This window comes from Bacillus sp. FJAT-50079 (assembly GCF_018343515.1).
GTDB lineage: Bacteria > Bacillota > Bacilli > Bacillales > Bacillaceae_C > Lederbergia.
On record NZ_JAGYPD010000007.1, the window covers coordinates 73,229 to 98,406 of the forward strand.

The window sequence follows — 25,178 nt, forward strand, 5'->3', positions numbered from 1 at the left end:
CCTCAATTTCTTGGATATAACATGAACTCTAAAGATAGAATGAACCTATATAGGAATAGAAAAGCGGATATCCGCTTTTCTATTCCCATTTAACGACTTAGGGGAAATGAGATGAAGGAATGTACATTACTTCAAGGGAAAAAGAGATCATTGAATTCATTATTAAAACATCTGGGAAACATACAGCAGCATCGATCGCCAATCATTTACAAGTGAGTGTTCGAACCGTACAACGTGATTTACAAGCAATCGAAAAAATTCTCCTATCTTTTGATCTACGCCTAGACCGCAATACGAATAAAGGATTAATCGTTCGCGGCAGAAATGAACAAATTTTTCGACTCATTCAACATATCGCCGGGATGCAGCCGGTCGATCAAACAGCGGAGGAAAGAAAGCTACGCTTGTTTTTAACATTGCTTGAGAAGGAAGCATGCAAGCTACAAGTTTTGGCGAATGAGTTAGGTATTAGTATTACGACTTTAATCTCTTATTTAGATGAACTAACGGTTTGGTTAGAAGATTTTCAAATAAATATTACGAGAACGAGAGGGATTGGGGTAGAGCTCAGTGGCAATGAAGCTAATAAGCGCAGAGCATTGGCCCGCTATTTTCTACTCTATTTTCAAGAAGAGCTAATTGAAAGCTTATTTTTATTGGAAAAAGGGAAACGTACAAACAAGACGATTTCTCATTACTTTTTTCCTGATTATTTACATTCGATTGACCAGGCTGTTACATCCGTACTCAGCCATACTCAACCGCGTTTAGCAGATAGTGATTTCGTTGGGTTTATTGTACATACTTGTATAACGATGCAGCGGACGGGGGCAGGATTTCTATTGGAGGAAGCTCCGGAAGAAATTGCTGATTTTGCACATGAACATCATTTGCTTATCAATATTTCCAATCAACTGAAACAAGTACAACTAACTAACAATGATTTAATCTATTTAGCGATCATCTTAAAAGGGGCCAAGCTCCAAACGGTAAGTGATCTTGCATATGATCGCATTGACCTTGGGCAAGTAGTGAAGCAATTAATGAAAGATGTATCAGATCAACTTCATATTGATGTAACGAATGATTTTTCTTTGTATCAAGGACTGCTCGCACATATGGAACCATCGCTTTTTCGTATAAAGCAGAGAATGAGCCTATTCAATCCGTTAAAAGATGAAATAAAACGGAAATATCCCGTTTTATTTATGGCAGTAAAAAGTTTTGTCGAAAGAGAGTTTCCAGAGATTGACCCATTCCCGGAGGATGAAATAGCCTTCATCGTGCTTCATTTTGGCTCAGCTCTAGTTATGTGGGAAGAGAAATTAACGATTAAAGCACTCGTCATTTGTCCAACCGGAATAGGTACGTCAAAGATGTTAGCAAGCAGAATAAAAAAGGAAATCATTGAAATTGAATCAGTCGATGTATTGTCTCTGCAAGAGATCCAATCAAATAAGAAGATGATCGATTACGATATCGTTATTTCAACCGTGAGGCTTCCATTTTCAAACATCGATTATATTCTCGTTTCTCCACTATTAAATGAAGAGAATATTGAAGCAATTAAAAGCTATTTAACAAATAATGTTGGCAAGTTAACGGAAAAAAGACAATATCGTCAAATTGCAAGGAAGGATGCTTTCTTTAAACCAACGAAAAAATCCTCCTTAAATCAAGTGTTAGCGGAACTAAAAGATGTCCAACAAAGCATTGAATCATTGATGGATCATTTTCGTGTTTATCGAATGGAAGACAAGCGATATGAGGAGATCCTCGAGGAAATGGTCAAGCATGCGGAAAGGGATCAGCTTTTATCAAATGCTTCTGAAATTATGACTGCTCTGAAAGATAGGGAAGCAAAAGGCGGACTCGGTATTCCTAATACCGGGATGGCTTTATACCATTGCAGACATAAATATGTTCGGAACATTATTTTTCAAATCACCCATTTACCGGAACCATCTCTTGTTAAAGGGATGGACGGAAAAGACATGTACATGAAAAGCCTTTTACTTATGCTCGCTCCTGAGGAAATGAGCGTAAAAGAGCAGGAAATCGTTAGTTTAATTAGTACGAGCTTAATCGAAAATCGTGAAGCAATCATGACTTTTTCATCAGCGAACGAGGAAGCGATTCGCACGAGGTTAGAGGCGATCTTTTTAGACTATCTTCATACTAATTTAATAAAGGACTGATACAAATGAAACAAGTAGTACATTTTGGCGCAGGGAACATCGGAAGAGGATTTATTGGTGCACTTTTTTCCCAGTCTGGCTACCATGTGACATTTATTGATATTGCCGATGAGATCATTCGCAAATTAAATGAAGAAAAGCAATATGATGTGAAATTGGCAACCGATGCGCAAGAAGCGACGACGATTAAAAATGTATCGGGCTTAAATAATATGACGCAGGAAGACGAAGTCGTCCAAGCGATTGTTGGAGCGACATATGTAACGACGGCAATTGGACCGAATATTTTGCCGCGAATCGCGCCATTAATTGCAAAAGGACTTGAGAAGCGAGTCGAAGCAAACGATGAAAAAGTATATGTGATCGCTTGTGAAAACCAAATTTCAGCAACCGATTTATTAAAAGGATATATTTTGGGGCATGTAGATGATGCGAATAAAGAGCAGATTTTGAATCAAGTTCGTTTCTATAATTCTGCGGTTGACCGGATTGTGCCGATCCAGCATCATCATGATTCACTTGATGTACTCGTTGAACCATATTATGAGTGGGTTGTCGAAACGACGGATGAAATTCCTCCAGTTGAAGGAATGACTGTTGTCCCTGACTTGGCACCGTTTATTGAAAGAAAGCTGTTCACAGTCAATACAGGGCATGCAACGATTGCTTATGTAGGCTATTTAGAGAATAAAGCAACGATTGATGAGGCGTTAGCCGATGAAAGGATTCTCGCCCAAGTACAAGCGACGTTGACGGAAACTGGGGATTATTTAATTAAACAATACGGTTTGGACCGTGAAGAGCATCTTCAATATATAGAGAAAATTATTGGCCGTTTTAAAAACGCCTATTTGCAAGATGATGTGACAAGGGTTGCACGCTCACCGCTGCGCAAGCTTGGTGCAAGTGATCGCTTTATTCGACCGGCGACAGAGGCGAAAAAGGCGGGACTCTCATACACCTATTTAGCTAAGGCAATTGCATCTGCTTTATTATTTGATTATAAAGAGGATGAAGAAGCGGTTAAGCTACAAGCGATGTTAAAAGAACAAGATGTTCGCTCCGTGTTGAAGGAAGTGAGCGGCCTAGAAGAAAACAGTGAAATCACTGAGGAAATTGTTCGCCATTATGAAGAACTAAAAAAATAATAAAAGAGGAGCGAACGCCGTTTTGACGTTTGCTCCTTATTCTTCTTTATAAAACCTTTCGCCTGTATCTGGATGGTAATAGACGACTATTTTTTTCTTTGTTGTTGGATCAATCGATACTTCATTTGTACGGACAAAACCTTCAGGAACTTGTTGATCGCTTTTCATTTTGAAGCGGCGGTCCCAAATAAACCAAGAGCCGAAGATGAGGATGAGCACGATGATAATTTGAATGCCGTATAAGCCGAAAAGCCATGCCATTTGAATTATTCCTTTTCAGCTACAACAGCTGTTCCGTAAGCAACGATTTCACTCATGTTTTGCCCGATTTCTCCGGAATCAAAGCGCATCATAATGATGGCATTGGCCCCCATCACTTTTGCATTTTCTACCATCCGATCCATCGCCTGCTTCCGAGCATCTTCCAGCATTTCTGTGTACTGACTAATTTCTCCACCGATGAGTCCTTTTAAAGCTGCACCAATATCTTTACCAAGCCCGCGGGCTCTAACGGTTAACCCAAATACAGGTCCCTTCACCTCGGTAATTTTGTGATTAACGATGTTTTCAGTTGTTACAACGATCATGGCGGTTCACTCCTTGTCAATTATCATTATCTTTTATTCTACATGAATTGCGGCGATTTACTACCGATTATGGGGCTGTTATTACCGATTGTAATGGGTTTACTACCGATTATTAGATCTTTACTACCGATCTTCGCGAAGTTACTACCGATTATTGCGCAAATACTACCGATTGTAAAAAAATGTAACAAATACAGCAATTTTTATCCATGAATATCGCGCTTTCGATAAGCGATAAAGCCAATTAAGACCAACGCTAACGCTATCAATGTCAAAACTGTCGCCTTCATAAAATCCATATCCTCGATCGGCAGTTTCGATATATGTCCATATGGGGACAGCTTACTTATCCATTCAGGAAATTGAAGTAATTCTCCTAAGTAAATGACGATAAATGAATAGGTCAAGTAAAGCCAGATTGAGCTAGTAAACTTTGGTGCTATACCGACAAGCAGCGTAGCGATACCAATCATCACCCAAATTGCCGGTAAATAAACATGAGCTGCAGCGAATAAAGTGCTAAATGCCATGCCGTCATCCATTACTGTTGCTCCAGCAGCCCATATGCCAAGGACAGCAAGTGATAGCATGGCAAACGAAACGATGATGGAAACGAGTAAAGAGCTGCCAATTAATCTAGTACGTGAAACAGCAAGCGCTAATAGTTGCTCGGTTCGATTTTTTCTTTCCTCTCCGATAAGCTTTAGGACGGACATTAATGCCGGAATCGTAGAGAGCATTGCCATAATCGACATCAGCATCGTAATAAACTGTTCTGTAAATGAAAATCCTTCGGCAGTTAAGGCGGCCCGCAGGATTTCATTATCTTTTATAAAAGCATCTAAATCACCTAAGACAGACCCATAAGAAGCACCTAAAACAAACATGCCAATCGCCCAGGTGATCAATCCTGTTCGCTGTAATCTTAACGTTAGACCGAGCGGGCTTTGTAAAAATGTTGATGCATGCTTTTTCCCTGGCTTTGATGGTAAAAATCCAGATTCTAAATCGCGGATCGCGTTTAAATAAAGTGCGAGTATAATAAAGATGAAAGATACACCTATTGTCAGTAAAATCGGCCACCAATAATTATTCACATATACCTCTGCCCCTAACACCCAGCCTAATGGAGAAAACCAAGAAAGTGCTTCGTTGCTGACATCACCCACTGCACGAATAAGATAGGAAATACCTAATATCGCAAATGAGAGCCCAATCGTCCCGCGGGAATTCTCTGATATCTGAGAAAAAACAGCTGTGATGGCAGCGAAAAATATACCTGTTGCCCCTAATGCGGCTCCATATAATAAGGACCCGTCTAAATCCATGCTTTTGTCCCCTAAAGCATAGAGCCCAAAGCCACTCAGTAATGCTAATAATACATTCGTTCCGATTAAAACGAGAATAGTCGAAAACAAATTGGATAAGCGCCCAGTCGGCAACGAGCGTACCATTTCGATTCGGCCGTCCTCTTCGTCGGCTCGTGTATGCCGTGTAACGAGTAAGATACTCATTATCCCCACCGTTATTGCGGTGAATAATAGCATTTGATGAGCCATCATCGCTCCGGTTGTATAATGGTTTAACCCGTAGCCTTTCCCGACCATTGCCGTCATTGCCGGGTTTTTCATCGTTTCAGCCATCGCCTGTCTCTCTTGATCAGACGAATACATATTGTTAAAGGCATTTGCGACAGCGAATGTAACTACACATAACGAGAGTAACCAAACTGGAATACGGATGCGGTCCCTTCGCAATATGAAGCGAAAGAGGAGCCCCGTTTTATTGTATAGCTGCTTCGCCATCATTATGCCTCACCTCCGGCTCCTTCGTAATGACGCATAAATAAATCCTCTAATGTCGGTGGTGTGCTTTCTAATTTAACAATACCAAATTGGCTTACATGTCTCATCACATGATCTAATTGTTCAGAATCAACCTGGAAAGAAAGTGTTAACCCGTTTTTCTTCAAGTCATGGACACCATTCAACCCACTTAAATTATGAATCGGTTGTTTTGATTGGACAAGCAAGCTTGTTCTTGTTAAGTGGCGTAATTCTTGCAATGAACCTGTCTCAATGATTTGCCCTTGCCGAATGATAGCCACCCGGTCACAAAGCCTTTCTACCTCAGATAAAATATGGCTCGACAGCAACACGCTTTTTCCGGCTTTTTTCACTTCCATCACACATTCTTGAAAAACTCGTTCCATCAATGGATCAAGCCCTGATGTTGGTTCATCTAAAATATAAAGATCTGCATCAGACGAAAAAGCGGCAACTAACGCTACTTTTTGGCGGTTTCCTTTTGAGTATGTTCGGCATTTTTTACTTGGATCTAAGTCGAATTTTTCAATTAAATCCTTGCGTCGGCTTCGATTATTTGTGCCGCGGAGCTTTACAAATAAATCAATCACTTCTCCACCTGTTAAATTGGGCCATAGATTCACATCACCAGGTACATAGGCAATTCGTTTGTGAATATCAACGGCATCATGCCAAGCATTCTTACCGAAGATTTTCACCTCTCCGTCCGTTGCTTTCAAAATTCCGAGTAGAATGCGGATGGTTGTTGATTTACCAGCCCCATTTGGACCGATGAAACCATAAATCTCTCCTTGATTGACTTCGATGTTCACACGGTTTAAGGCGGTAAATTTCCCGAACTTTTTCGTTACATTCGTTGCCTTTAAAATAGTCATGAATGTGCCTCCTCATTTTTATAAAAACATGTTTTCATAATATGGAGATAGTCAATAAATTCATCGAAGTATGGTTCAAAATTTATAGAACTCATATCCTGATCCTGTAAACGATTTGTAAGTTCTTGCTCATAGCCTTGAAATGTCCATAGCACTAGTTTAATTGCCTTTTCATGATCAATATCATCTCTAAACATGGAGTAATCTAAATTCGAGTAAATTTTTGCGTGCGTGCTTTCCCATAATGCTTCTATCCGTGATTGAAGTTTCTCGTCTAATTGATCGAAATGCTTATAAAAAATGGTTCCTAAAAAATTTATAGCGTTTGGATACTTCGTAAGAAATGCTAATTTTGTATTTGACATTAATTCAAACCTTTTTAATATATCACGTTCACTCGTATCAATTAAGTCAAGATATTCCCGCTCCGATATTTCGATACAATAGTTAATCAGATAATAATAAAGATCTTTTTTGCTATTAAAGTAGTAAAAAAGCATACCTTTTCCGATGCCAGCATCTTTCACAATTTGATTCGTTGAGGCCTGTTCAAAGCTTTTCTCCGTAAATTCTTTTAGCGCTGCGTTAATAATCCGATTTTGTTTATCGGCTTCCAGGTTTTTAAATGGCTTCGTAATAGGAACCCCTCCTCATTATTTTTTTATGCATGGTCATTCATAGATAGACCGGATTGGTCGATTAAATTGTATCATGTTTGACCAATGTGGTCTATTTCGTATTGTTCCTTTGAATAGCCATTTCAGTATTTTAGAAAAAGACATATAAGGAGAATGTCGAATCGTCCCGCGACGTAAACACATTTAAATATTAATAGGATAGAAGCTGATACAAGCTCCTTTCCTTCTGCATGTAATATATAGATTTACTAAATAAATTTAAGGAGATAGATAGATGAGCGAGAGAGAGTTAACAAGGGAAAAAGCTTTTGCAAACTTGCAAAGAAGTCTCGAACAAAGAAGAAAGAGAGGGTACCCTGCTGAAGTACAGGAACTTTTACAAAAGGTAGAACTGCAGCAGCAATCGGCTCAATGTGATCCCATTCTTTTTGATTGTTGTACGGTTACGTTATCGCCTCAATCGATTTTTAGATTTCCACAAGGTCTCGTTAATATTGGTGCCGATTTTTTCTTTCTCGATTGTTGTGTTACACCGGTAACAGTTGATGCTGCTACTCCATGCGGGACAATCAGCAATGCCGCTACTGTAAACGAAGTGAAAGCGATTGGCCATATTAATTATGTTGCATCATTTACGATTCCTACCTACTATAACAATGGCGAGGGAAATTGTAATAGATTGGTCAATCAAACATTTTCTTGTACGGGAACGCTGAATGTAAATAATGTTTTGTGCTACTCACCATTAGACGAGCCAAATCCATGCCCTGATTTCTGTAATGGCAATGCCCAAGCCTTTGCTTATATAGCAGATATCGACACTTGTAATGCTTCAAAGGCGATCGTTACAATTGGCGTGATCGTTATTCTTCCTGATTGCGCGTCATAAAATGAGAGGTGATTTTTTATAGAAACTCCTTAGAACGTTAAGGGGTTTTTTCAATTTCTCTATCTGTATCTATCATTTAAACATAATCGATTATGTTCACTCATTCGATATACAATTCCTTTGAATCCTTTATAATGAATCATAGTGCGAATGTAAAGGATGTGGTTTTCATGTCAATCGAATATCAACCGGCCATTCATTTTCAAAACGTAAGCTATCAGATCGATAGTATTGAGATTTTAGAAAATATAACAGGCTCTTTTGCAAAAGGGAAAATTACAACTTTAGTAGGGCCTTCTGGAGCTGGAAAAACAACCTTACTTAAAATATGCAACGGGCTCATATCGCCTACTTCAGGTGAAATATATGTTCATGATCAACTTCTTGAGAAATACGATCCCATTAAATTACGCCAGCAGGTTGGAATGGCCTTACAGCATGCGCCAATGATCAAAGGAAGTGTATATGAAAATTTGGCATTGCCGTTACAATTGCGCGGTGGAACATTATTAGAGAAGGAAGCAAAGGTATTTTTACAGGATGTCGGTTTAGATCAAAAACTATTACATAGAAATGTGAAAGATCTATCAGGAGGACAACGTCAAAAAGTATCAATTGCACGTACATTAGTCAATCGTCCGCAAATTTTATTACTCGATGAAATCACATCCTCCTTAGATCCTGCTTCCGTCCAGGAAATTGAAGCGTTAATCGTGAAAATAAACCAAACCTATGACGTGTCGATCATTTGGATTACGCATAGTTTGCAGCAGGCGTGGTCAATTGGACATTTTTCATGGGTAATGAAGAATGGACGATTAATTGAAGCCGGGGAAAGCGAGTTGCTTCGATCACCAAAAAATGAGGAAGTGAAACGGTTTGTAAGGGGGGAGAGCAAGTGAGCTTTGGTACGTTATCGATTACATTAATTTTTGTGATGATCCCACTAATTTTATCTAAAACGTTCAAGCTTCAATTAGAAAGAGATACGATCATTGCAACTGTTCGTTCGATCATCCAGCTTCTGATCGTTGGATATATCCTTCAATTTGTGTTTGACGCAGAAAATCTGATTTATATTATTCTAATGGTCACGCTTATGATTGGAGTTGCCACACAAAATGTACGGAAAAAAGGAGCGGCGATTAAAGGGATTACTTGGAAGGTTGCAGTTACGCTAATTACGATAGAAGTCGTAACGCAAGGGATTTTAATCGGGTTCCATATCACTCCGCCAACTGCCCAATACATCATTTCTATTAGTGGAATGATCCTTGGAAATTCAATGGTTTTATCGATTCTTTTTCTCAATCGTTTCATTGCAGAAATGGAGGCACATCGGGATGAAACAGAATTAATTTTGACGCTCGGGGGGACACCGAAGCAAGCGATTCATACCCAGCTCATTCAATCGATAAAAGCAAGTATGATCCCGACAATTGAAAGTCAGAAAACAATTGGCTTAGTGCAATTGCCGGGCATGATGAGTGGTCAAATTATTGCCGGTGCCGATCCAATCCAAGCAGTTCAATTTCAGCTTCTGATCGTCTTTTTACTTTTAACTTGTGCGGCTGTTACAAGTGTCATGCTAGGTATTTTATCGTACCCAAGCTTATTCAATGAGCGGATGCAGCTACGATCTTAGTCCTTTTCAGTTATCCGATCTCTGGATGGTTTGGGAAAAAATTTTTACTTATGAGCATTTAAAAACGATTTTCATTTCGATCGCTATCTTTTTCGTCTATCTTTTATTTAGAAAGCTATTTACTAAGTATGTGTTTACCATTTTACTTAAATTGACGAGAAAAGCACCGAGCCAATTATTCTCTCACATTATACTCGCTTTCGAGAAGCAGATGCAGTGGTTATTTATCATTATCGGACTATATGTTTCAGTTGATAAGATCTTCACTTATTTTTCTTGTCAGTTGGGGATTATTTAATCTTGCTAGCGCATCTTCCCTTGTTTTTGCCAAAAGCATTACGTTTAATAATTGTTGCCGTGGTCTAAGCGTCATTGCTCAAGAATTTGGGTATAATGTGAACAGTTTTGTTGCTGGTCTTGGAATAGGCGGACTTGCCTTTGCTTTGGCAGCCAAGGATGCCCTCGCTAATTTGTTTGGTGGCATTGTCATCGGAAAAGCCATTTACAATCGGTGATTGGATTATGACGCCGGACAGTGGAGGATCACTTCATGATACACCGAGGCAAAAGCTAGAGAACGTTGTAAAAGAAATTGAGGCAATCGTAAAAAATCATTGTGATATACACAAAGAGGCGATTTTTGTCACCTTTAATGAATATAAACAAAATGGGCTGGAAATTTATTTGTATTTCTTTACAAAGACGACGATTTGGGGAGAATTTTTAAAAATTAAAGAAGAAATCAACTTTAATATTATGGACACACTGACAGATGAAGGTGTTTCCTTTGCGCTACCGAGTCGCAGGGTGTATGTTCAAGCGCAGAATGAAGGTGACACCCCTCTAAATCACGAATCTTAACGGTTTGTAAGGAGGGAAGAGCGTGAAAAAAATTAACATCATGATGCTGTTATTCCTTTTCATACTGACGGCTTGCGTTTCAAAGGAGGTAAAGCCCAACAATGAACTCCATCCACGAGAAAATGGCATCCATCCTAAAGAAGGACATTCTTCTGCTTTTATCCTCGAGCAATTGATGGAAAGCGCCCAAAAGGGAATGATTGCACAAGGTCCGTACAATGTGTTCGATAGTACGATGGATGAAGTGAAAAAGAAGTGGGGAGAGCCTGACAAAGTCGATCAAGCAGGTGATAGCTTTTATGCTACATATAATGACAAGAATTGTGTCTTCGGTTTTAATGCAAAGGATGAAGTGGTTGATATTCGCTCATATGCGAGCTCTCTTCATGATCTTACATTTGAAATGATCACACATTCTCAAGGACAACCGGCGGAAATGAGAAAAAATAATCATGAACATATTTACGTATATGTGCTTGATCAACAAATCGAGTTGAAATTTATCATTTCGAATGAAACGGGTACGGTTGATCATATTTCTGTTTTTAATCCGTATCGTGGTTACGTTCTCTCTATCGAAGGAAAGTCCAATCAGCTAACTGAGCGCGCTTGGGAAAACATGCTGCAGTGGCGTAAAGAGATCGTTTCTTTTTCGAAAGCGCATGAACATGTGTATGTAAATGGGCCGAATAAAAAAAAGGTCGCTTTAACCTTTGATGATGGACCGGATGAAGCGATCACCTCCAGCATCATTGATATTTTGGACGATTACAATATAAAGGGAAATTTCTTCTTTGTTGGCAGCAAGGTCAAGCGTTATCCTGATGTTGTCAGAAAAGCGTATGATCATGGTCATCTTGTCCTTAGTCATAGTTACAATCATGTCGAGTTGAGTAAATTAGCAAAAGCAGACGTGCAAGAAGAAATCGAACGTGCTGGCAGAGCAATTGAGCAAGTGATTGGAAAAAAGCCAGCCATGCTGCGACCACCATATGGAGAAACAAACGAACAAGTCGTAGCGGTTTCTCAAGAACAAGGTTATTCCATTGTCCTATGGTCGATTGATACGCTTGATTGGTCACAAATGGAAGCGGCAAATATCGTGAGAAATGTTGTCAACAATGTTCGCCACGGAGATATTATTTTGATGCATTCTGATGCAGATAAGACGGAAACGAAAAAAGCACTCCCGTCCATCATTGAAGCGTTGAAGGAAAGGGATTTTGAAATCGTTGATTTGGAAGTATTGTTGGGTGAAAAGGCATATCGATAAGCAAAGCTAAGGGAAGCTCTCCTATTATAGAGGGGCTTCTCTTTTAAAATTTCTTCTTGCTTAATGTTTCGGGTTGCGTTATTATGTAAATCGTAATGATTACGATTTACATAAGTGGAGGAGTGAAATAATTGAATAAAAAAGTACCTGTTACCGTGCTGAGCGGTTATTTAGGATCGGGAAAAACAACGCTTTTGAATCATATTTTGGCAAATAAAGAGGATAAGAAGGTTGCTGTCATTGTCAATGACATGAGTGAAGTGAATATTGATGCCGAGTTAATTAAACAAGGAGGATTTTCACGTACAGAGGAAAAAATGGTGGAATTGCAAAACGGTTGTATTTGCTGTACGTTACGTGAAGATTTAATGATCGAAGTAGAAAAATTAGTGAAGACGGGAAATATTGACTATATCGTTATCGAATCGACGGGTATTTCTGAGCCGATTCCTGTTGCACAAACCTTTACGATTGAAGATGAGTCGTTAGGCATTCGTTTGGCGGATATTTGTAGGTTGGATACAATGGTCACCGTTGTAGATGGCAATCGCTTCTGGCATGATTTTTCCTCGGGAGAAAGTCTGCTTGATCGAAAGGAAGAAATGGGTGAGTTTGATACGAGGGAAGTTGTTGATTTATTAATTGACCAGATTGAGTTTGCTGATGTACTGCTCCTTAATAAAATCGACTTAATTGCTGAGGAGGATGTGCAAGAATTAGTCGCAGTGTTGAAAAAGTTAAATCCCCGCGCAAAAATACATACGACTACACATGGGAAAATATCATTGGATAAAGTGTTGCATACGAATTTATTTGATTTTGAGTCCGCTAGTCAAGGTGCTGGCTGGCTAAAAGAACTGAATGAAGATCATACACCTGAAACGGAGGAATATGGGATTTCATCTTTTGTTTATCGGAGAAATCGTCCATTTCATCCTGCAAGATGGACACAGTGGTTGAATGAATGGCCCGAGGATGTTGTTCGTGCAAAAGGATTTTTCTGGATTGCGACAAGAAATAATTTGGTTGGCTTATTGTCACAAGCAGGTCCATCGATCATTGTTCAAGCAGTTGGTGAATGGATAGCCGCCTATCCGGAACCATACAGAAGTCAAATTTTAGCGAGTGAGCCGGAAATCCTAGAGAATTGGGATGAAAAGTACGGGGATCGTAAAACGGAATTGGTCATGATTGGGCTAGATATGAACGAACGAGAAATCGTCCAATCCCTTGATAGATGTTTACTTACAGATGAAGAAATGGAGCAGGACTGGGAATCCATTGAAGACCCATTCCCATCATTTGAATGAGGAGGTGCAAGTAAATGAGAGTAAAGATTACGCTAGCCTGTACAGAAACGGGAGATCGCAACTACATCACGACAAAAAATAAAAGAAATCATCCAGAACGGCTCGAATTGAAAAAATATTCGCCGAGATTAAAAAGAGTAACCATACATAGAGAGGTTAAGTAAATATTCCAATGAACAAGGATAGATCAGTCGCATTCTTCGGCTTATCTATCCTTTTTTTTGTACTAGGTCACATTTGTACACCTTCAACGTCAATTTAGTTCATTATCTTCATCTTGATCACCCATTATAATGATGGAAAGCGATTACATTTAAGTGGGTGGTGGGTATTGTGAAAATGCTTGATGGGGCTGAATCGCCTTTAGCACAAACGAAAATAAACATGACTCAACAGCGAAAAATAAATTGGAAAAACATCCTGACATACGTTGCATTCGTCGGACCAGCGCTATTATTTTTTATCGTCATCCAAATCATTCCCTTTTTAATGGGAGTCTTTTATTCTTTTACTTCATGGAATGGTGTGAGTTCGGCCGTTGAATGGGTTGGGTTTGAAAACTATGTAAAGATTTTCACGAATGATCCGGCGTTTTTGAAATCCTTTCTCTTTACAACGAAATTTATGTTTGCCGCGGTCATCATTAGCAATCTCATTGGCTTTGGTCTCGCCTTATTGCTAAATGCGGCATTGAAAACACGCAATCTATTAAGAACGATCTTTTTTATCCCAAATGTAATCGGCGGTCTATTGCTCGGATTTATTTGGCAGTTCATTTTTGTCAGAGGGTTTGCCTCGGTTGGAAAAGTAACCGATCTTGCCTTTTTCAAACAAGCTTGGCTTGGCGATGAAAATACGGCCTTTTGGGGCATTGTCATCGTTTTTGCTTGGCAAATTAGCGGTTATATGATGATCATTTACATTGCAGCCCTTCAAGGCGTAGATCATTCTTTACTGGAGGCAGCAAGAATTGATGGCGCATCGAACTGGACATTATTAACAAAGATTATTATCCCGCTTATTTTACCAGCATTCACAATTTGTTTCTTTTTAACGATTTCAATGGCTTTTAAAATCTTTGACTTAAACATTTCATTAACGGGCGGCGGACCGTTTAATTCGACCCAGTCGGTTGCGATCAATATTTATCAAGAAGCCTTCCAAAATAATCGCTACGGATTAGGGACGGCGAAATCGATTCTGTTCTTCTTTATTGTCGCGATCTTTACGACGGTGCAAGTCATGATTACGAAGAATAAGGAGGTTGAGGCATAAAGTGGACGGAAAATATACGAAAAGAACCTTTCTACTAGAGATTCTCGGAATCGTTATCGCACTAATATTCCTTATCCCCTTTTACTTTGTTTTCATTAATTCGGTAAAAGGTTTTGCGGAAATATTAATCGACGCGGCCGCATGGCCAAAGGAATTTTTATTCTCGAATTACGTAAAGGTGTGGGAGATTATTCATTTTCCAAGAGCGTTCTGGAATTCCCTCGTCATTACCGTCTTTAGTAATATTGGCCTTGTGATTATTAGCTCAATGGCTGCATGGAAACTTGTTAGGACGCCAGGGAAATTTAGTAAGATATTATTTATCTTTTTCGTCGCAGCGATGGTCATTCCGTTTCAGACAGTCATGATTCCACTCATGAAACTAGGAGGAATGCTCGGTTTAACGAATAGCATTCCCGGGATCATTATTATGTACTTTGGCTTTGGTGTCCCACTATCTTTATTTTTGTATCACGGATTCATTAAGACCGTACCTGTCGAAATTGAAGAATCAGCGAAAATTGACGGATGTAGCCCATTCGGTGTATTTTGGAGAATTGTCTTCCCATTATTAAAGCCGATTACTGTCACAGTCATTATTTTAAATACATTATGGATATGGAATGACTATCTGTTGCCATTGCTCGTGCTTCAGGATGCAGAGCTAAGAACGATTCCACTGGCTGCTAGTTCATTTTTCGCTCAGTATACGAAACAATGGGATATGGGGCTTGCAGCGCTTGTATTAGGGATTACCCCGATTATTATTTTCTTTCTGTTTTTACAAAAGCATATTATTAAAGGAATTGCTTCGGGGTCGATTAAATAACGGTAGTACGAGAAAGAAAAATATATATAAACAATTTAGGAGGTCAATGGATCATGAAACGATGGTTACTCATTTGTTTATCTGCTTTGTTTATTTTTGGTATCATGGCTGGTTGTTCGAAAGGCTCTTCAGGCAACACGAATGACACGGGATCAAAAGGCTCCGAGAATAATGGAGGTTCCAAAGAAGAAAAAATTACACTTAATCTCTTCCAGTTTAAAGTTGAAATTGCCGATCAATTGGCAGAAATGATTAAAGAGTATGAAGCTGAACATCCGAACGTGACAGTGAAGCTTGAAACAGTTGGTGGTGGTGCAGACTATGGTGCAGCACTCAAGGCAAAATTTGCTTCTGGTGAAGAACCGGATATTTTCAATAATGGTGGTTTCAAAGAGTTAGAGCTTTGGAAAGAACATTTGGCAGATTTATCTGATGAACCTTGGGCAGAACATGTACTGCCAATTGGTAAAGTGCCAATGACTGACGAAGATGGCAAGCTTTATGGAATGCCAGTCAACCTTGAAGGATACGGATTTATTTATAATAAAGATTTATTTGCAGAGGCAGGAATTACGGAAGCACCGAAGACAATCTCTGAATTACGCGATGCAGCAGCGAAGCTAACGGAGAAAGGAATTACTCCATTCTCGGCTGGTTATGGCGAGTGGTGGGTCATTGGACAGCATTTCCTTAATATCCCGTTTGCACAACAAGCAGACCCGCTCGCATTTATCGATGGACTGTACGATGGAAAGGAAAGCTTTGCTGGCAATAAGGCTTTTGAAGATTTTAAACAAGTGCTAGATACAGAGCTTGAATTTGCTAATGATAACCCAATTACAACGGATTACAACACACAAGTGACATTGTTTGCTTCAGGAGAGACAGCGATGCTTCAGCAAGGAAACTGGACTGAAAATATGATTCTCGAAATCAATCCAGAGATTAATATGGGCTTCTTGCCAATCCCACTTAATGATGATAAAGAGAACGCGGACCGACTTCCAGTAGGGGTTCCGAATAACTGGGTCGTGAATAAAGATTCCAAAAATCTTGAAGCGGCTAAAGATTTTCTAAATTGGATGGTCTCTTCTGACACAGGCAAGCGTTATTTAACGGAGGAATTTGCTTTCATCCCTGCGTTTGATAATATTGAGCCGACTGGATTAGGTGATCTCGGTCAATCGATCCTTGAATATTCGAAAGAAGATAAAACAATTCCTTGGACTTGGTTCAGATGGCCGGATGGTGCCAATAAAGAATTTGCTGCTGCGATCCAAGAATATGCAGCCGAAAAAATAGATTATGAAACATTAATCAAGCGAATGCAGGACAATTGGGATAATTTGAAATAACTCGCAGAGCAAGGGTGAAAAAGCATGTCTATTCAAGGCGTGCTTTTTCTTATATATTGGATGTGAGTGAGGTGTCAGCGATGATTCGAACGAGTATTAGGAATAAACTCATTGTCCTATTGCTTTTCATTACGATTATTCCTTTTGGTACGTCGATTATTATTTCGTATATTCATACGAAGGAGTCGTTAAAAGACCAAGTGATCAAAGAAAATAGCAATCTGCTTTATCAAGGAAAAGTAAATATGGAAGGGTATATGAAGGAATTAAATGGTTTCATCTTATCGCTCTACAATAATAATGATTTTATGAATTACATGAGATCATCGAATCGTGAGAAAAACTTTTTTACGATTAGCATTGTGAAACCAGTTATGCAATCACTTTTATATGCGGAAGAGAATATTGAAAGGGTGTACATTTCATTTGTTGATGATGATAGTCTTATATCTGCATCAAAACAATCAACGGTCGTTTTTTCTACGGGCTTAAAAATGGAAGATGAAGCCCATTATCTGAAAGCGAAGGAAAGCCCTTATAATATGTATATCGAACCACTACATAACCAGCGAATGATCGATCCGATTGTAAAAATTAAGAAGCCGCAACAGGTGATCGGATTGCATCGCTCTTTTACAAATGCCCCATCCAATGAACAGATTGCCTATATTACGATTGAATTGAGGCCGAATAAGATTTTTGAATTAAGCAAAAATCTTTATAATCAAGATTCAGAGGAATTTTATATTATTTCTTCAACAGGGGAGCAAATCTATCGGTCGAATCCAGATGTGGAAAGCAGCGATTGGATCGACGAGCTCATTCAAACAGATGCGGAGAGCGGTACGCTGGAATGGCAAGACGAATCCTTTAAAGGTGTGATGATTTATAATAAAATTGCCGACTCTGCCGGCGGTTGGATGTTAATTAAGCGAATTCCGTACTCAACTTTGTATGAAAGTGCAATTCAAGTGGCGCTTATTAATATTATGTTCGGTGTGATTGGGCTTACACTCGTCATTTTGGCGACGTTTTTTGTCTCTTTTAAAATTACTTCACCGATTCGCGTTTTGTTGGAGCAAATTCGTCAAGTTGAAAAAGGCAATATGAACGTGAAATTCGAGTCATTAGGGAATGATGAGATTGGTTATTTAGGTGCACGCTTTAAAGAAATGATTACGAAAATGAATCGTCTAATTAATCGTGAATATAAACTTGAAATTGAAAATAAAACGAATCAGCTAAAAGTGCTTCAGTCACAAATTAACCCGCATTTTTTATACAATGCATTGCAGTCGATTGGTACAGTTGCATTAAAAAACAATGTGCCGCAAATTTATTCACTCATTCATCATTTATCAAAAATTATGAGATATAGTATGAATATGGATGAAGATGTCGTGCCATTGGCGGATGAATTAAATTATATTGAGGCCTTTTTACTGTTACAAAAAGAACGTTTTGGCGACCAATTAGATTATCAAATTTGCGCTGAAGAGGAAATGCGATCGGTATTCATACCGAAAATGCTTATTCAACCAATTGTAGAAAATTACTTTAAGCATGGTTTTGACTCGCGGGATAAAGTAGGCATCATCAACGTGCAATGTATGAAAGAAGGGGCCTTTTTACGAATCAAAGTGCTTGATAATGGAAATGGTGTTGAAGCGGATCGCTTAACAGAGATAAGTCAGAATATTGGAGAAAGTGGCGGAAAAAATATCGGCTTAAAAAACGTTTATCGGCGTTTGCAAATTTATTATGACGGAAAGGCAAATCTTATTTTACGAAATAGAGAGAATGGCGGTTTTATAGCTGAAATGAATATTCCAATATAGACGGGGGTTGAGTGAATGAAGGCAATCATTATTGACGATGAAAAACATGTGCGAGAGGGTTTGCTTTTATTGGCTCGTTGGGATCAGTATGGGATTGATGAAATTTTAGAAGCAGAAAATGTAGATGACGCGATGGCGCTTATTAAAGAACAGCGACCTGCCATCGTTTTTACGGATATGAGGATGCCGAAAAAAGACGGGATTGATCTACTAAAATGGCTGGATACAAGCGGCATTGATTGTAAAACGATCGTTATTAGCGGCTATGATGATTTTCATTATATGCGTAATGCGATCTTTTATAAGAGTTTTGATTATCTTTTAAAGCCGATCGATCCAAAGCTACTGAATCAAACATTGGAGAAGGCTGTATTAGAGTGGAAAAGCAATGCAAGTCAAAGACGTTCACAAGTAGAACATCATCAAGTCATCAATGAAGTAAAACCTTTATATGTAGACCATGTATTTACGAAACTCATTTCCGATCCAGATCGATTATCGCCTGAAAAGATCCAAGAAGTTTTTCATAAATGCCATTTGAAGATTATGGATCAAAGCTTTGTTATTGCGATATTACCGATTCAACCGTTTATTCAGCGTCAATTTCATAAGGAAAAGCAGCTCATTTTCTTTATGCTCACGAATATTTGCAATGAAATTTTGAAGAAAGAGGAGTGCGGTGTCTGTTTCCGTCATGTTGAAAAGGAAGATAAATTGACCATTCTTATTTGGGGGAGGAAAGATCCAGTTCCTCTTATTGAACAGATTCGTTCAGCAATATACAAATCGGTTCATGTGAAGAGCATGATTGCCGTTGGGGAACAAAGCGGGCAATTGGAGAGTGCCTATCAATCGGCATATCAAACATTTTTAAAATATTCTTTATATGGGGAAACCTCATACCACCCGCCGATCCATCTTTTGGATTATTCGGAGGACATTAAGTGGGCGATCCAGAGTGGAAACACAGCGAATATCGATCGATCATTAGATCGGATATATCAAAAGTTGCGCTATATTTCTTGGGAGCAATTACAAATATGGGAAAATCAATTTACCATCCTTCGTCAGCACTGGCTAAAGGAATATAACATCGACGAAGACGTACAATTATATGTTGGAGAAAATTATTGGGATGAGCAAGGTTGTTTTTCTTTTGAAGCATTTAAAGAAGAGAAGAAAAAGGAATTTCACGATTTAATCGCCATATTGTATGATGTAAAATATCAAAAGGAGAAAAATCCGATTCAGCAAATTGCTGAGTATATAAGGAAAAATTACGAAAAGGACATTAATCTTCGCGATATTTCAGCACAATTTTATTTAAGTAGAGAACATATTTCCCGCCGCTTTAAACAAGAATTCAATGAAACGATAACCGATTATATTATGAAAATCCGTATGGAAAAGGCAAAAAAATTATTGGAGAACCCTCATCTCCGTATCTATGAAGTTTCCAATCAAGTAGGCTATCCAAATGAACGGTATTTTAGTCGATTGTTTAAAAAGGTGAGCGGTTATTCACCGATTGAGTTTAGAAACAACCTCGATAAATGATTTTTATCGAGGTTGTTGTGACTTACTACCGATAGTTGCGTGATTATTACCGATTCTCGATGGTTTACTACCGATAGTTGCAACGATACTACCGATTATCAATGATTTACTACCGTTTGTAAAAAAGTGTAAACTATTCACTTGAAAAATCATTGAATAGCTTCGATCACGGTAGCTTCCTTCGCTTTGAAGATTCATGCTTTGTAAAAGTCGGGTTGCTGTTTGCGGATTGTCGATGTGAAGAAACTCACGGCAATCTTTATTTCTCATTTTATCGCCAAAAAGTAAGAACCAATCTTTTATTGCCTCTTTATGTGCCATTTTGTCGTGATGCTTACATCTTTTGCAGTACCATCCCTTTTTAAATTTTTCCATACCGAGCATGTTGCAAAGGTTGCATTTCACACCAGTTTGAATCTCATTTTTGTAAATAGAATATGTTTGGCAAAGGGGAGTGGGGATAAAACGTTGATGGCTACGCAAGATTTCCGCAGTTAAAAAGTCGAGTTTTTCTGCATCCAACTTATTAGGATATGGTGGAAGGTTGCGGATGTATGAAGGAATGTTGCTTGGGAATAAAATCTTTGTTCTTGCGGGGGCAAGCTCTACAATTTGTTTAGGATAGGCGAGAACAACGACACCGAAAACAGGTAAGTGAAAACCATGCATCAAAAGCCATTCTTGAAATAATTCTACATTTCTTTCAAGCTGTGCGGCAGGGCAATCGAACCCATCGACTTGTCCATCAGCCCTTGTCCGAATTAATTGAGGAGACTGATTAGAGAACTTCAATCTACCACTAATATTTTTCACCTCCAAAATAAACGCATATCTACGTGTTAAAAATAAGCTATCAATTTGAAAGATCGTACTGGCGACGAGAGATACATCGTGTAAAATGCGATGTTCGAACGTAAAAGAGTAATTACGTAAGACTTCTGCCACTCGTTCTTCCCCAGCTATGCCAGCTTCACGGAAAAAATGTTTCGTCTCGAGAGTAGGATAAAGAGGATGTTGTTTTTCAATACGCAGGAGTCCAGCTTGGAGTTGTTGAAGGGTGAGTGATTCGTCACGGGATTTAGTTGTAATCGTATTCCACCTCCAGTTAAGTGAAACGATCCAATGGACCGTTTCATCATATTCATCTCTTTTTATGATACAGGAAAATCATTGATACAACTAGCAAAATAATTCCCGTAAGTAAAAATCCCTCGTTTGCCGTTAAAGCGAGAAATCCAGTTACACTGGAGCCGACAACTACACCGATCGAGAAAAATGCGTAAAAATAACCGTATGCTTGTCCGCGAAAGGTATTTTCGGTTGCTTCAATTAATAGCGAGTTAAGGGAAGGGAATAAAAAGGCAAAACCAATTCCGTAGATCCCCATAATGATATATATAATGGAAATGTTGGATGATAGGCTAATAAGTAAGAGGCCTAGCCCCATCATCGCCATGCCAAATATTAATGTTTTCAGCGGCTTGATCTTATCAAACAGGCGATTTGTCGGAAGAAGGAAGATGAGAATGGCGACAATTCCAAAGGTGCTGAGCAGCATTCCGCTCGTTTGTGTATCCTGTCCAAGATCAGCTACTTTTAAAGGGAGCATATAGGCAAGCACCCCTTGTGAAAACATTAAGAAAAAGGCCCCAACAAAAGCTTTAACAATGCTTAGGTTTTGAAAGAAAACGCGAACAGAAATTTTTTCGCCTTTATGATCTGTTTCTTTTTTACGAATAACGGCTGAACGTAGGAAGAAAAAGGAAAGCAGGCCTAAAGCAATCATAAGAATCGCCGTAATGGATAGCACCGTCACTTCGCTTGTCTTACTAGCGACAATCCCACTAAAAGCGGGACCAATGACGGCTGCTAATCCAACAAAAGCTCCGGAAATGGCTCCGCCTTTTCCCTTCTTTTCAGCTGCGACTGAATTAGCTAAAAATGTAAAAGCTGCTGGAACGATTAATCCAGCTGTGAGACCATGCACAAATCGGATGAAAAGTAATAACCAGGCATTGTCAGCGAGTGAATAAAGAAAAAGAGAAGAGCCGCTTAAAAGCAATCCTAGCAGTAAAATGACATAGGGACCTTTTCTGTCCGTTAAAAACCCGGAGGCAATATTCCCAATTGTATTAGAAAAAGAATACATTCCCACAACGAGGCCCGTTAAAAAGGGTGTTGCCCCAAGCGATATGGCAAGTGGAGTCATAATCGGAAGTTGAGTAAATAAATCAAAAAATGAGAAAAAAACAATGATATATACAAACGCACGCATAAAAAATAGCCGCCTCCATTGAATGATCTAAATCTATCATCGCTTTTTTTTATTAAATAGGCAAGAAGTACGAATCTTTGTCACTAAATCGTGGAGTGATTCCATCTTTACTACCGATTATGCCTCAATTACTACCGATCTTAGTGTAGTTACTACCGATTTTGGGAGCAATACTACCGATTGTAAAAAAATCCCACGGTAAATCGGTTAAAATGACATATTTGATCGTAAAAAGATCCCATGCGCTGCCAATCTTTTGCCATTTAATCTCTCATTCTTTATAATTGAGGAAAATTTCAATATTAAAAAGGGGAACGTTATGATTACCTTTTCAGGGGTCACAAAGCAATATACGGATGATGCAATTGCGGTTGATTCACTTCATTTACAAATTGAGAGTGGAGAGTTTTTTGTACTGATTGGTCCGAGCGGATGCGGTAAAACGACGACGCTAAAAATGATTAATCGGTTGATTGATGCAACGAGCGGGACGATTTTAATCGATGGAAAAGAAATATCAGCATACGATATTCATGAATTGCGTTGGAATATCGGGTATGTTTTACAGCAAATCGCACTTTTTCCTCATATGACGATCGAAGAGAATATTGCGACCGTTCCCGAGCTGAAAAAATGGAAACGCGAGCAAATCAAGCATCGAGTAGATGAATTACTTGAAAAGGTCGGTCTAGATCCGGCTGTATACCGCAATAGAAAGCCAAGTGAATTGTCTGGTGGCCAACAGCAAAGGGTTGGCGTAGCGCGTGCATTGGCGGCGGACCCTCGGATCATATTAATGGATGAACCATTTAGTGCGCTTGATCCCATTAGCAGGGAAAAGCTACAAGATGATGTCGTTGAATTGCAGCAAAGGATAAAGAAAACAATTGTTTTCGTCACTCATGATATGCAGGAAGCACTAAAGCTCGGGGATCGAATTTGCATTATGAAGGAAGGAAAGGTTGTTCAAGTAGGGACGCCAGATGAAATTGTCCATAGCCCTGCGAATGATTTTGTGAAAGAGTTCATTGGAACAGAATCGTCACCAAGTACTGACATTGATCTGGAATCATTGCTTGATCCAATTAAAGATCAGAAGAAATCGCTGCCGGCTATTCCAGTTCAATCTTCGCTTAAGGAAACGTTAGAAGCACTCACTCTCTCAGATGAGTTAGTTATTGAGAAGGATGGAAAAACGATTGGGATTTTAAATAGACAGAAGATCGTTCAGTATATGGCAAGTCGTATGCAAGAAAGAGGTAAGAGTGATGAATAATATATCCAATGTTTTCCGCGATAGGCAGGATCAACTGCTTCAAGCACTTTTGGAACATATTCAAATATCGTTGATCGCCCTCTTTTTTGCTGTTATCATTGCAATTCCTTTAGGCATCTTTTTAACAAGAAGAAAAAGAGTGGCTGAAAGCGTCATCGGAGTTACGGCCGTTTTACAAACAATTCCATCGCTCGCTTTACTTGGCTTGCTCATTCCACTGCTTGGCATTGGAAAAGTACCAGCAATTATTGCGCTTGTTGCCTATGCCCTCTTGCCGATTTTGAGAAATACATATACGGGCATTAAAGAAGTAGATGCTTCACTAAAAGAAGCAGCTCGTGGGATGGGAATGAACAATCGGCAGCAGCTGATCAAGGTTGAGTTGCCGCTTGCGATGCCAGTCATTATGGCGGGAATTCGCACAGCGATGGTATTAATTGTTGGAACAGCAACGTTGGCTGCCCTTATTGGTGCGGGTGGTCTTGGCGATATCATTCTCCTTGGAATTGACCGGAATCATTCAGCATTAATTGTACTTGGTGCGATTCCAGCTGCATTGCTTGCAATTCTTTTTGATACATTGCTTCGAAGGTTCGAACGACTTTCTTTTAAAAGAACCATGGCAGCATTAGGTGTATTTGCAACCGCAACGATACTAATGATGGCCGCTCCATTTTTATCAGGCGGTATAAAAAAAGATATCGTCATTGCTGGAAAACTAGGATCAGAACCAGAAATATTAATTAATATGTATAAAATATTAATCGAGCAAGAGACAGACCTACGGGTTGAATTAAAACCTGGGTTAGGAAAAACATCCTTTGTTTTTAATGCATTAAAAAGCGGCAGCATCGATGTTTATCCTGAATTTACAGGTACGGCGATATCGGAATTTTTAAAAGAAACAGCAGTAAGTACCGATCGCGAGGAAGTGTATGAACAGGCAAGGCAGGGACTGCTAGAGGAATTTGACATGACGCTGCTTGATCCGATGGACTATAACAATACGTATGCACTGGCAGTTTCCTCTAAGACCGCTGATCAATACAATCTAACGGCCATCTCGGATTTAGCAGGAGTGCAAAACAATATAAAAGCTGGCTTTACATTGGAATTCGCTGATCGTGATGACGGCTATTTAGGTATTCAAGAGCTTTATGGCATTCATTTTCCAAATGTCGTAACAATGGAGCCGAAGCTTCGCTACCATGCAATTGAAACAGAAGATATAAATTTAGTTGATGCTTATTCGACAGATAGTGAAGTTAGACAGTATGGCTTAGTCGTTTTAGAGGATGATTTAGAGCTATTCCCACCATATCAAGGAGCGCCATTGCTGCGCGCAGATACGGCAGAGCAATATCCTGAGTTAGTAACAGCACTAAATAAGCTCGCCGGCAAAATCACTGACGACGAAATGCGTGAAATGAATTATAAGGTGAATGTCGAAGGGGCCAGTCCGGCCGAAGTAGCTAAAAAGTATTTGCAGGAAGCTGGTTTGTAAGCCATGCCGCTATTTTTAA

General features: G+C 39.2%; 24 protein-coding genes and 1 pseudogene. 17 read left to right on the forward strand and 8 right to left on the reverse strand.

From position 1 onward, the window contains the following. The first annotated feature begins 119 nt into the window (after positions 1–119). The gene (locus KHA95_RS18640; RefSeq protein WP_213139068.1) at positions 120–2,198 is read left to right on the forward strand and encodes a BglG family transcription antiterminator; all 2,079 of its coding nucleotides are present in this window, start codon (positions 120–122) and stop codon (positions 2,196–2,198) included. Between the two features lie 5 nt (positions 2,199–2,203). Further along, positions 2,204–3,346 (forward strand): mannitol-1-phosphate 5-dehydrogenase, encoded by a 1,143-nt coding sequence (locus KHA95_RS18645; RefSeq protein ID WP_213139069.1) that lies wholly within the window; start codon positions 2,204–2,206, stop codon positions 3,344–3,346. A gap of 36 nt (positions 3,347–3,382) precedes the next feature. Here KHA95_RS18645 and KHA95_RS18650 read toward each other — a convergent pair whose 3' ends face one another. From KHA95_RS18650 to KHA95_RS23020, 6 genes and pseudogenes are all read right to left on the reverse strand, one after another. Continuing rightward, positions 3,383–3,607, reverse strand: a complete 225-nt coding sequence (locus KHA95_RS18650; RefSeq protein WP_213139070.1) for a hypothetical protein — start codon at positions 3,605–3,607, stop codon at positions 3,383–3,385. Between the two features lie 5 nt (positions 3,608–3,612). Further along, on the reverse strand, positions 3,613–3,933 hold the full coding sequence (locus KHA95_RS18655) for a YbjQ family protein (RefSeq protein ID WP_213139071.1): 321 nt from the start codon (positions 3,931–3,933) through the stop codon (positions 3,613–3,615). 203 nt (positions 3,934–4,136) lie between these two features. Further along, positions 4,137–5,738 carry an ABC transporter permease gene (locus KHA95_RS18660; RefSeq protein ID WP_213139332.1) on the reverse strand — a complete coding sequence of 534 codons (1,602 nt, stop codon included), beginning with the start codon at positions 5,736–5,738 and terminating at the stop codon, positions 4,137–4,139. 2 nt (positions 5,739–5,740) lie between these two features. Next, on the reverse strand, positions 5,741–6,634 hold the full coding sequence (locus KHA95_RS18665; RefSeq protein WP_213139072.1) for an ABC transporter ATP-binding protein: 894 nt from the start codon (positions 6,632–6,634) through the stop codon (positions 5,741–5,743). After that, positions 6,631–6,999 (reverse strand): hypothetical protein, encoded by a 369-nt coding sequence (locus tag KHA95_RS23015; protein ID WP_249317090.1) that lies wholly within the window; start codon positions 6,997–6,999, stop codon positions 6,631–6,633. The genes KHA95_RS18665 and KHA95_RS23015 overlap by 4 nt, the downstream gene beginning before the upstream one ends. Before the next feature lie 108 nt (positions 7,000–7,107). Further along, a pseudogene (locus KHA95_RS23020) lies at positions 7,108–7,272 on the reverse strand (TetR/AcrR family transcriptional regulator); the annotation flags it as partial. Positions 7,273–7,546: 274 nt separating this feature from the next. Between KHA95_RS23020 and KHA95_RS18675 the strand changes: the two are divergent. The 13 genes from KHA95_RS18675 (at position 7,547) to KHA95_RS18730 (ending at position 20,104) form a co-directional block, all read left to right on the forward strand. Continuing rightward, positions 7,547–8,161: a hypothetical protein gene (locus KHA95_RS18675; protein WP_213139073.1), complete on the forward strand. Its 615-nt coding sequence runs from the start codon at positions 7,547–7,549 to the stop codon at positions 8,159–8,161. Positions 8,162–8,331: 170 nt separating this feature from the next. Beyond that, positions 8,332–9,063 carry an ABC transporter ATP-binding protein gene (locus KHA95_RS18680; RefSeq protein WP_213139074.1) on the forward strand — a complete coding sequence of 244 codons (732 nt, stop codon included), beginning with the start codon at positions 8,332–8,334 and terminating at the stop codon, positions 9,061–9,063. Next, positions 9,060–9,806 carry an ABC transporter permease gene (locus KHA95_RS18685; protein ID WP_213139075.1) on the forward strand — a complete coding sequence of 249 codons (747 nt, stop codon included), beginning with the start codon at positions 9,060–9,062 and terminating at the stop codon, positions 9,804–9,806. Before KHA95_RS18680 ends, KHA95_RS18685 begins: the two co-directional genes overlap by 4 nt. Positions 9,807–10,057: 251 nt before the next feature. Continuing rightward, a complete protein-coding gene (locus tag KHA95_RS23025) occupies positions 10,058–10,321 on the forward strand; it encodes a mechanosensitive ion channel domain-containing protein (RefSeq protein ID WP_249317092.1) in 264 nt (87 codons plus the stop codon). Then, positions 10,290–10,667, forward strand: a complete 378-nt coding sequence (locus KHA95_RS23030) for a mechanosensitive ion channel family protein (RefSeq protein ID WP_249317094.1) — start codon at positions 10,290–10,292, stop codon at positions 10,665–10,667. The genes KHA95_RS23025 and KHA95_RS23030 overlap by 32 nt, the downstream gene beginning before the upstream one ends. A 22-nt stretch (positions 10,668–10,689) precedes the next feature. Next, entirely contained in the window at positions 10,690–11,940 is a 1,251-nt protein-coding gene (locus KHA95_RS18695; RefSeq protein ID WP_213139076.1) for a polysaccharide deacetylase family protein, read from the forward strand. Positions 11,941–12,071: 131 nt separating this feature from the next. Beyond that, on the forward strand, positions 12,072–13,250 hold the full coding sequence (locus KHA95_RS18700) for a GTP-binding protein (RefSeq protein ID WP_213139077.1): 1,179 nt from the start codon (positions 12,072–12,074) through the stop codon (positions 13,248–13,250). Between the two features lie 14 nt (positions 13,251–13,264). Then, positions 13,265–13,414, forward strand: a complete 150-nt coding sequence (gene rpmG, locus KHA95_RS18705; RefSeq protein ID WP_213139078.1) for a 50S ribosomal protein L33 — start codon at positions 13,265–13,267, stop codon at positions 13,412–13,414. Between the two features lie 220 nt (positions 13,415–13,634). Beyond that, on the forward strand, positions 13,635–14,525 hold the full coding sequence (locus KHA95_RS18710; protein WP_213139334.1) for a carbohydrate ABC transporter permease: 891 nt from the start codon (positions 13,635–13,637) through the stop codon (positions 14,523–14,525). 1 nt (position 14,526) lies between these two features. Then, the gene (locus KHA95_RS18715) at positions 14,527–15,354 is read left to right on the forward strand and encodes a carbohydrate ABC transporter permease (protein WP_213139079.1); all 828 of its coding nucleotides are present in this window, start codon (positions 14,527–14,529) and stop codon (positions 15,352–15,354) included. A 53-nt stretch (positions 15,355–15,407) separates the two neighbouring features. Then, positions 15,408–16,709, forward strand: coding sequence for an ABC transporter substrate-binding protein (locus tag KHA95_RS18720; protein WP_213139080.1), 1,302 nt, complete (start codon positions 15,408–15,410; stop codon positions 16,707–16,709). An 80-nt stretch (positions 16,710–16,789) separates the two neighbouring features. Next, positions 16,790–18,547 carry a sensor histidine kinase gene (locus tag KHA95_RS18725; RefSeq protein ID WP_213139081.1) on the forward strand — a complete coding sequence of 586 codons (1,758 nt, stop codon included), beginning with the start codon at positions 16,790–16,792 and terminating at the stop codon, positions 18,545–18,547. Positions 18,548–18,562: 15 nt separating this feature from the next. After that, positions 18,563–20,104: a response regulator transcription factor gene (locus tag KHA95_RS18730; RefSeq protein ID WP_213139082.1), complete on the forward strand. Its 1,542-nt coding sequence runs from the start codon at positions 18,563–18,565 to the stop codon at positions 20,102–20,104. Positions 20,105–20,107: 3 nt separating this feature from the next. On the opposite strand, the gene KHA95_RS18735 is transcribed toward KHA95_RS18730, so the two are convergent. Together KHA95_RS18735 and KHA95_RS18740 are read right to left on the reverse strand one after the other, a co-directional pair. Further along, positions 20,108–21,262 carry a nuclease-related domain-containing protein gene (locus tag KHA95_RS18735; RefSeq protein ID WP_349305508.1) on the reverse strand — a complete coding sequence of 385 codons (1,155 nt, stop codon included), beginning with the start codon at positions 21,260–21,262 and terminating at the stop codon, positions 20,108–20,110. Beyond that, complete coding sequence (locus KHA95_RS18740; protein ID WP_213139083.1) at positions 21,246–22,379, reverse strand: MFS transporter; 1,134 nt, start codon at positions 22,377–22,379, stop codon at positions 21,246–21,248. Before KHA95_RS18740 ends, KHA95_RS18735 begins: the two co-directional genes overlap by 17 nt. A gap of 319 nt (positions 22,380–22,698) precedes the next feature. Between KHA95_RS18740 and KHA95_RS18745 the strand changes: the two genes are divergently transcribed. Next, the gene (locus KHA95_RS18745) at positions 22,699–23,655 is read left to right on the forward strand and encodes an ABC transporter ATP-binding protein (protein ID WP_213139084.1); all 957 of its coding nucleotides are present in this window, start codon (positions 22,699–22,701) and stop codon (positions 23,653–23,655) included. Continuing rightward, on the forward strand, positions 23,648–25,159 hold the full coding sequence (opuFB, locus tag KHA95_RS18750; RefSeq protein WP_213139085.1) for an osmoprotectant update ABC transporter permease/substrate-binding subunit OpuFB: 1,512 nt from the start codon (positions 23,648–23,650) through the stop codon (positions 25,157–25,159). Before KHA95_RS18745 ends, opuFB begins: the two co-directional genes overlap by 8 nt. Positions 25,160–25,178 lie beyond the last annotated feature (19 nt).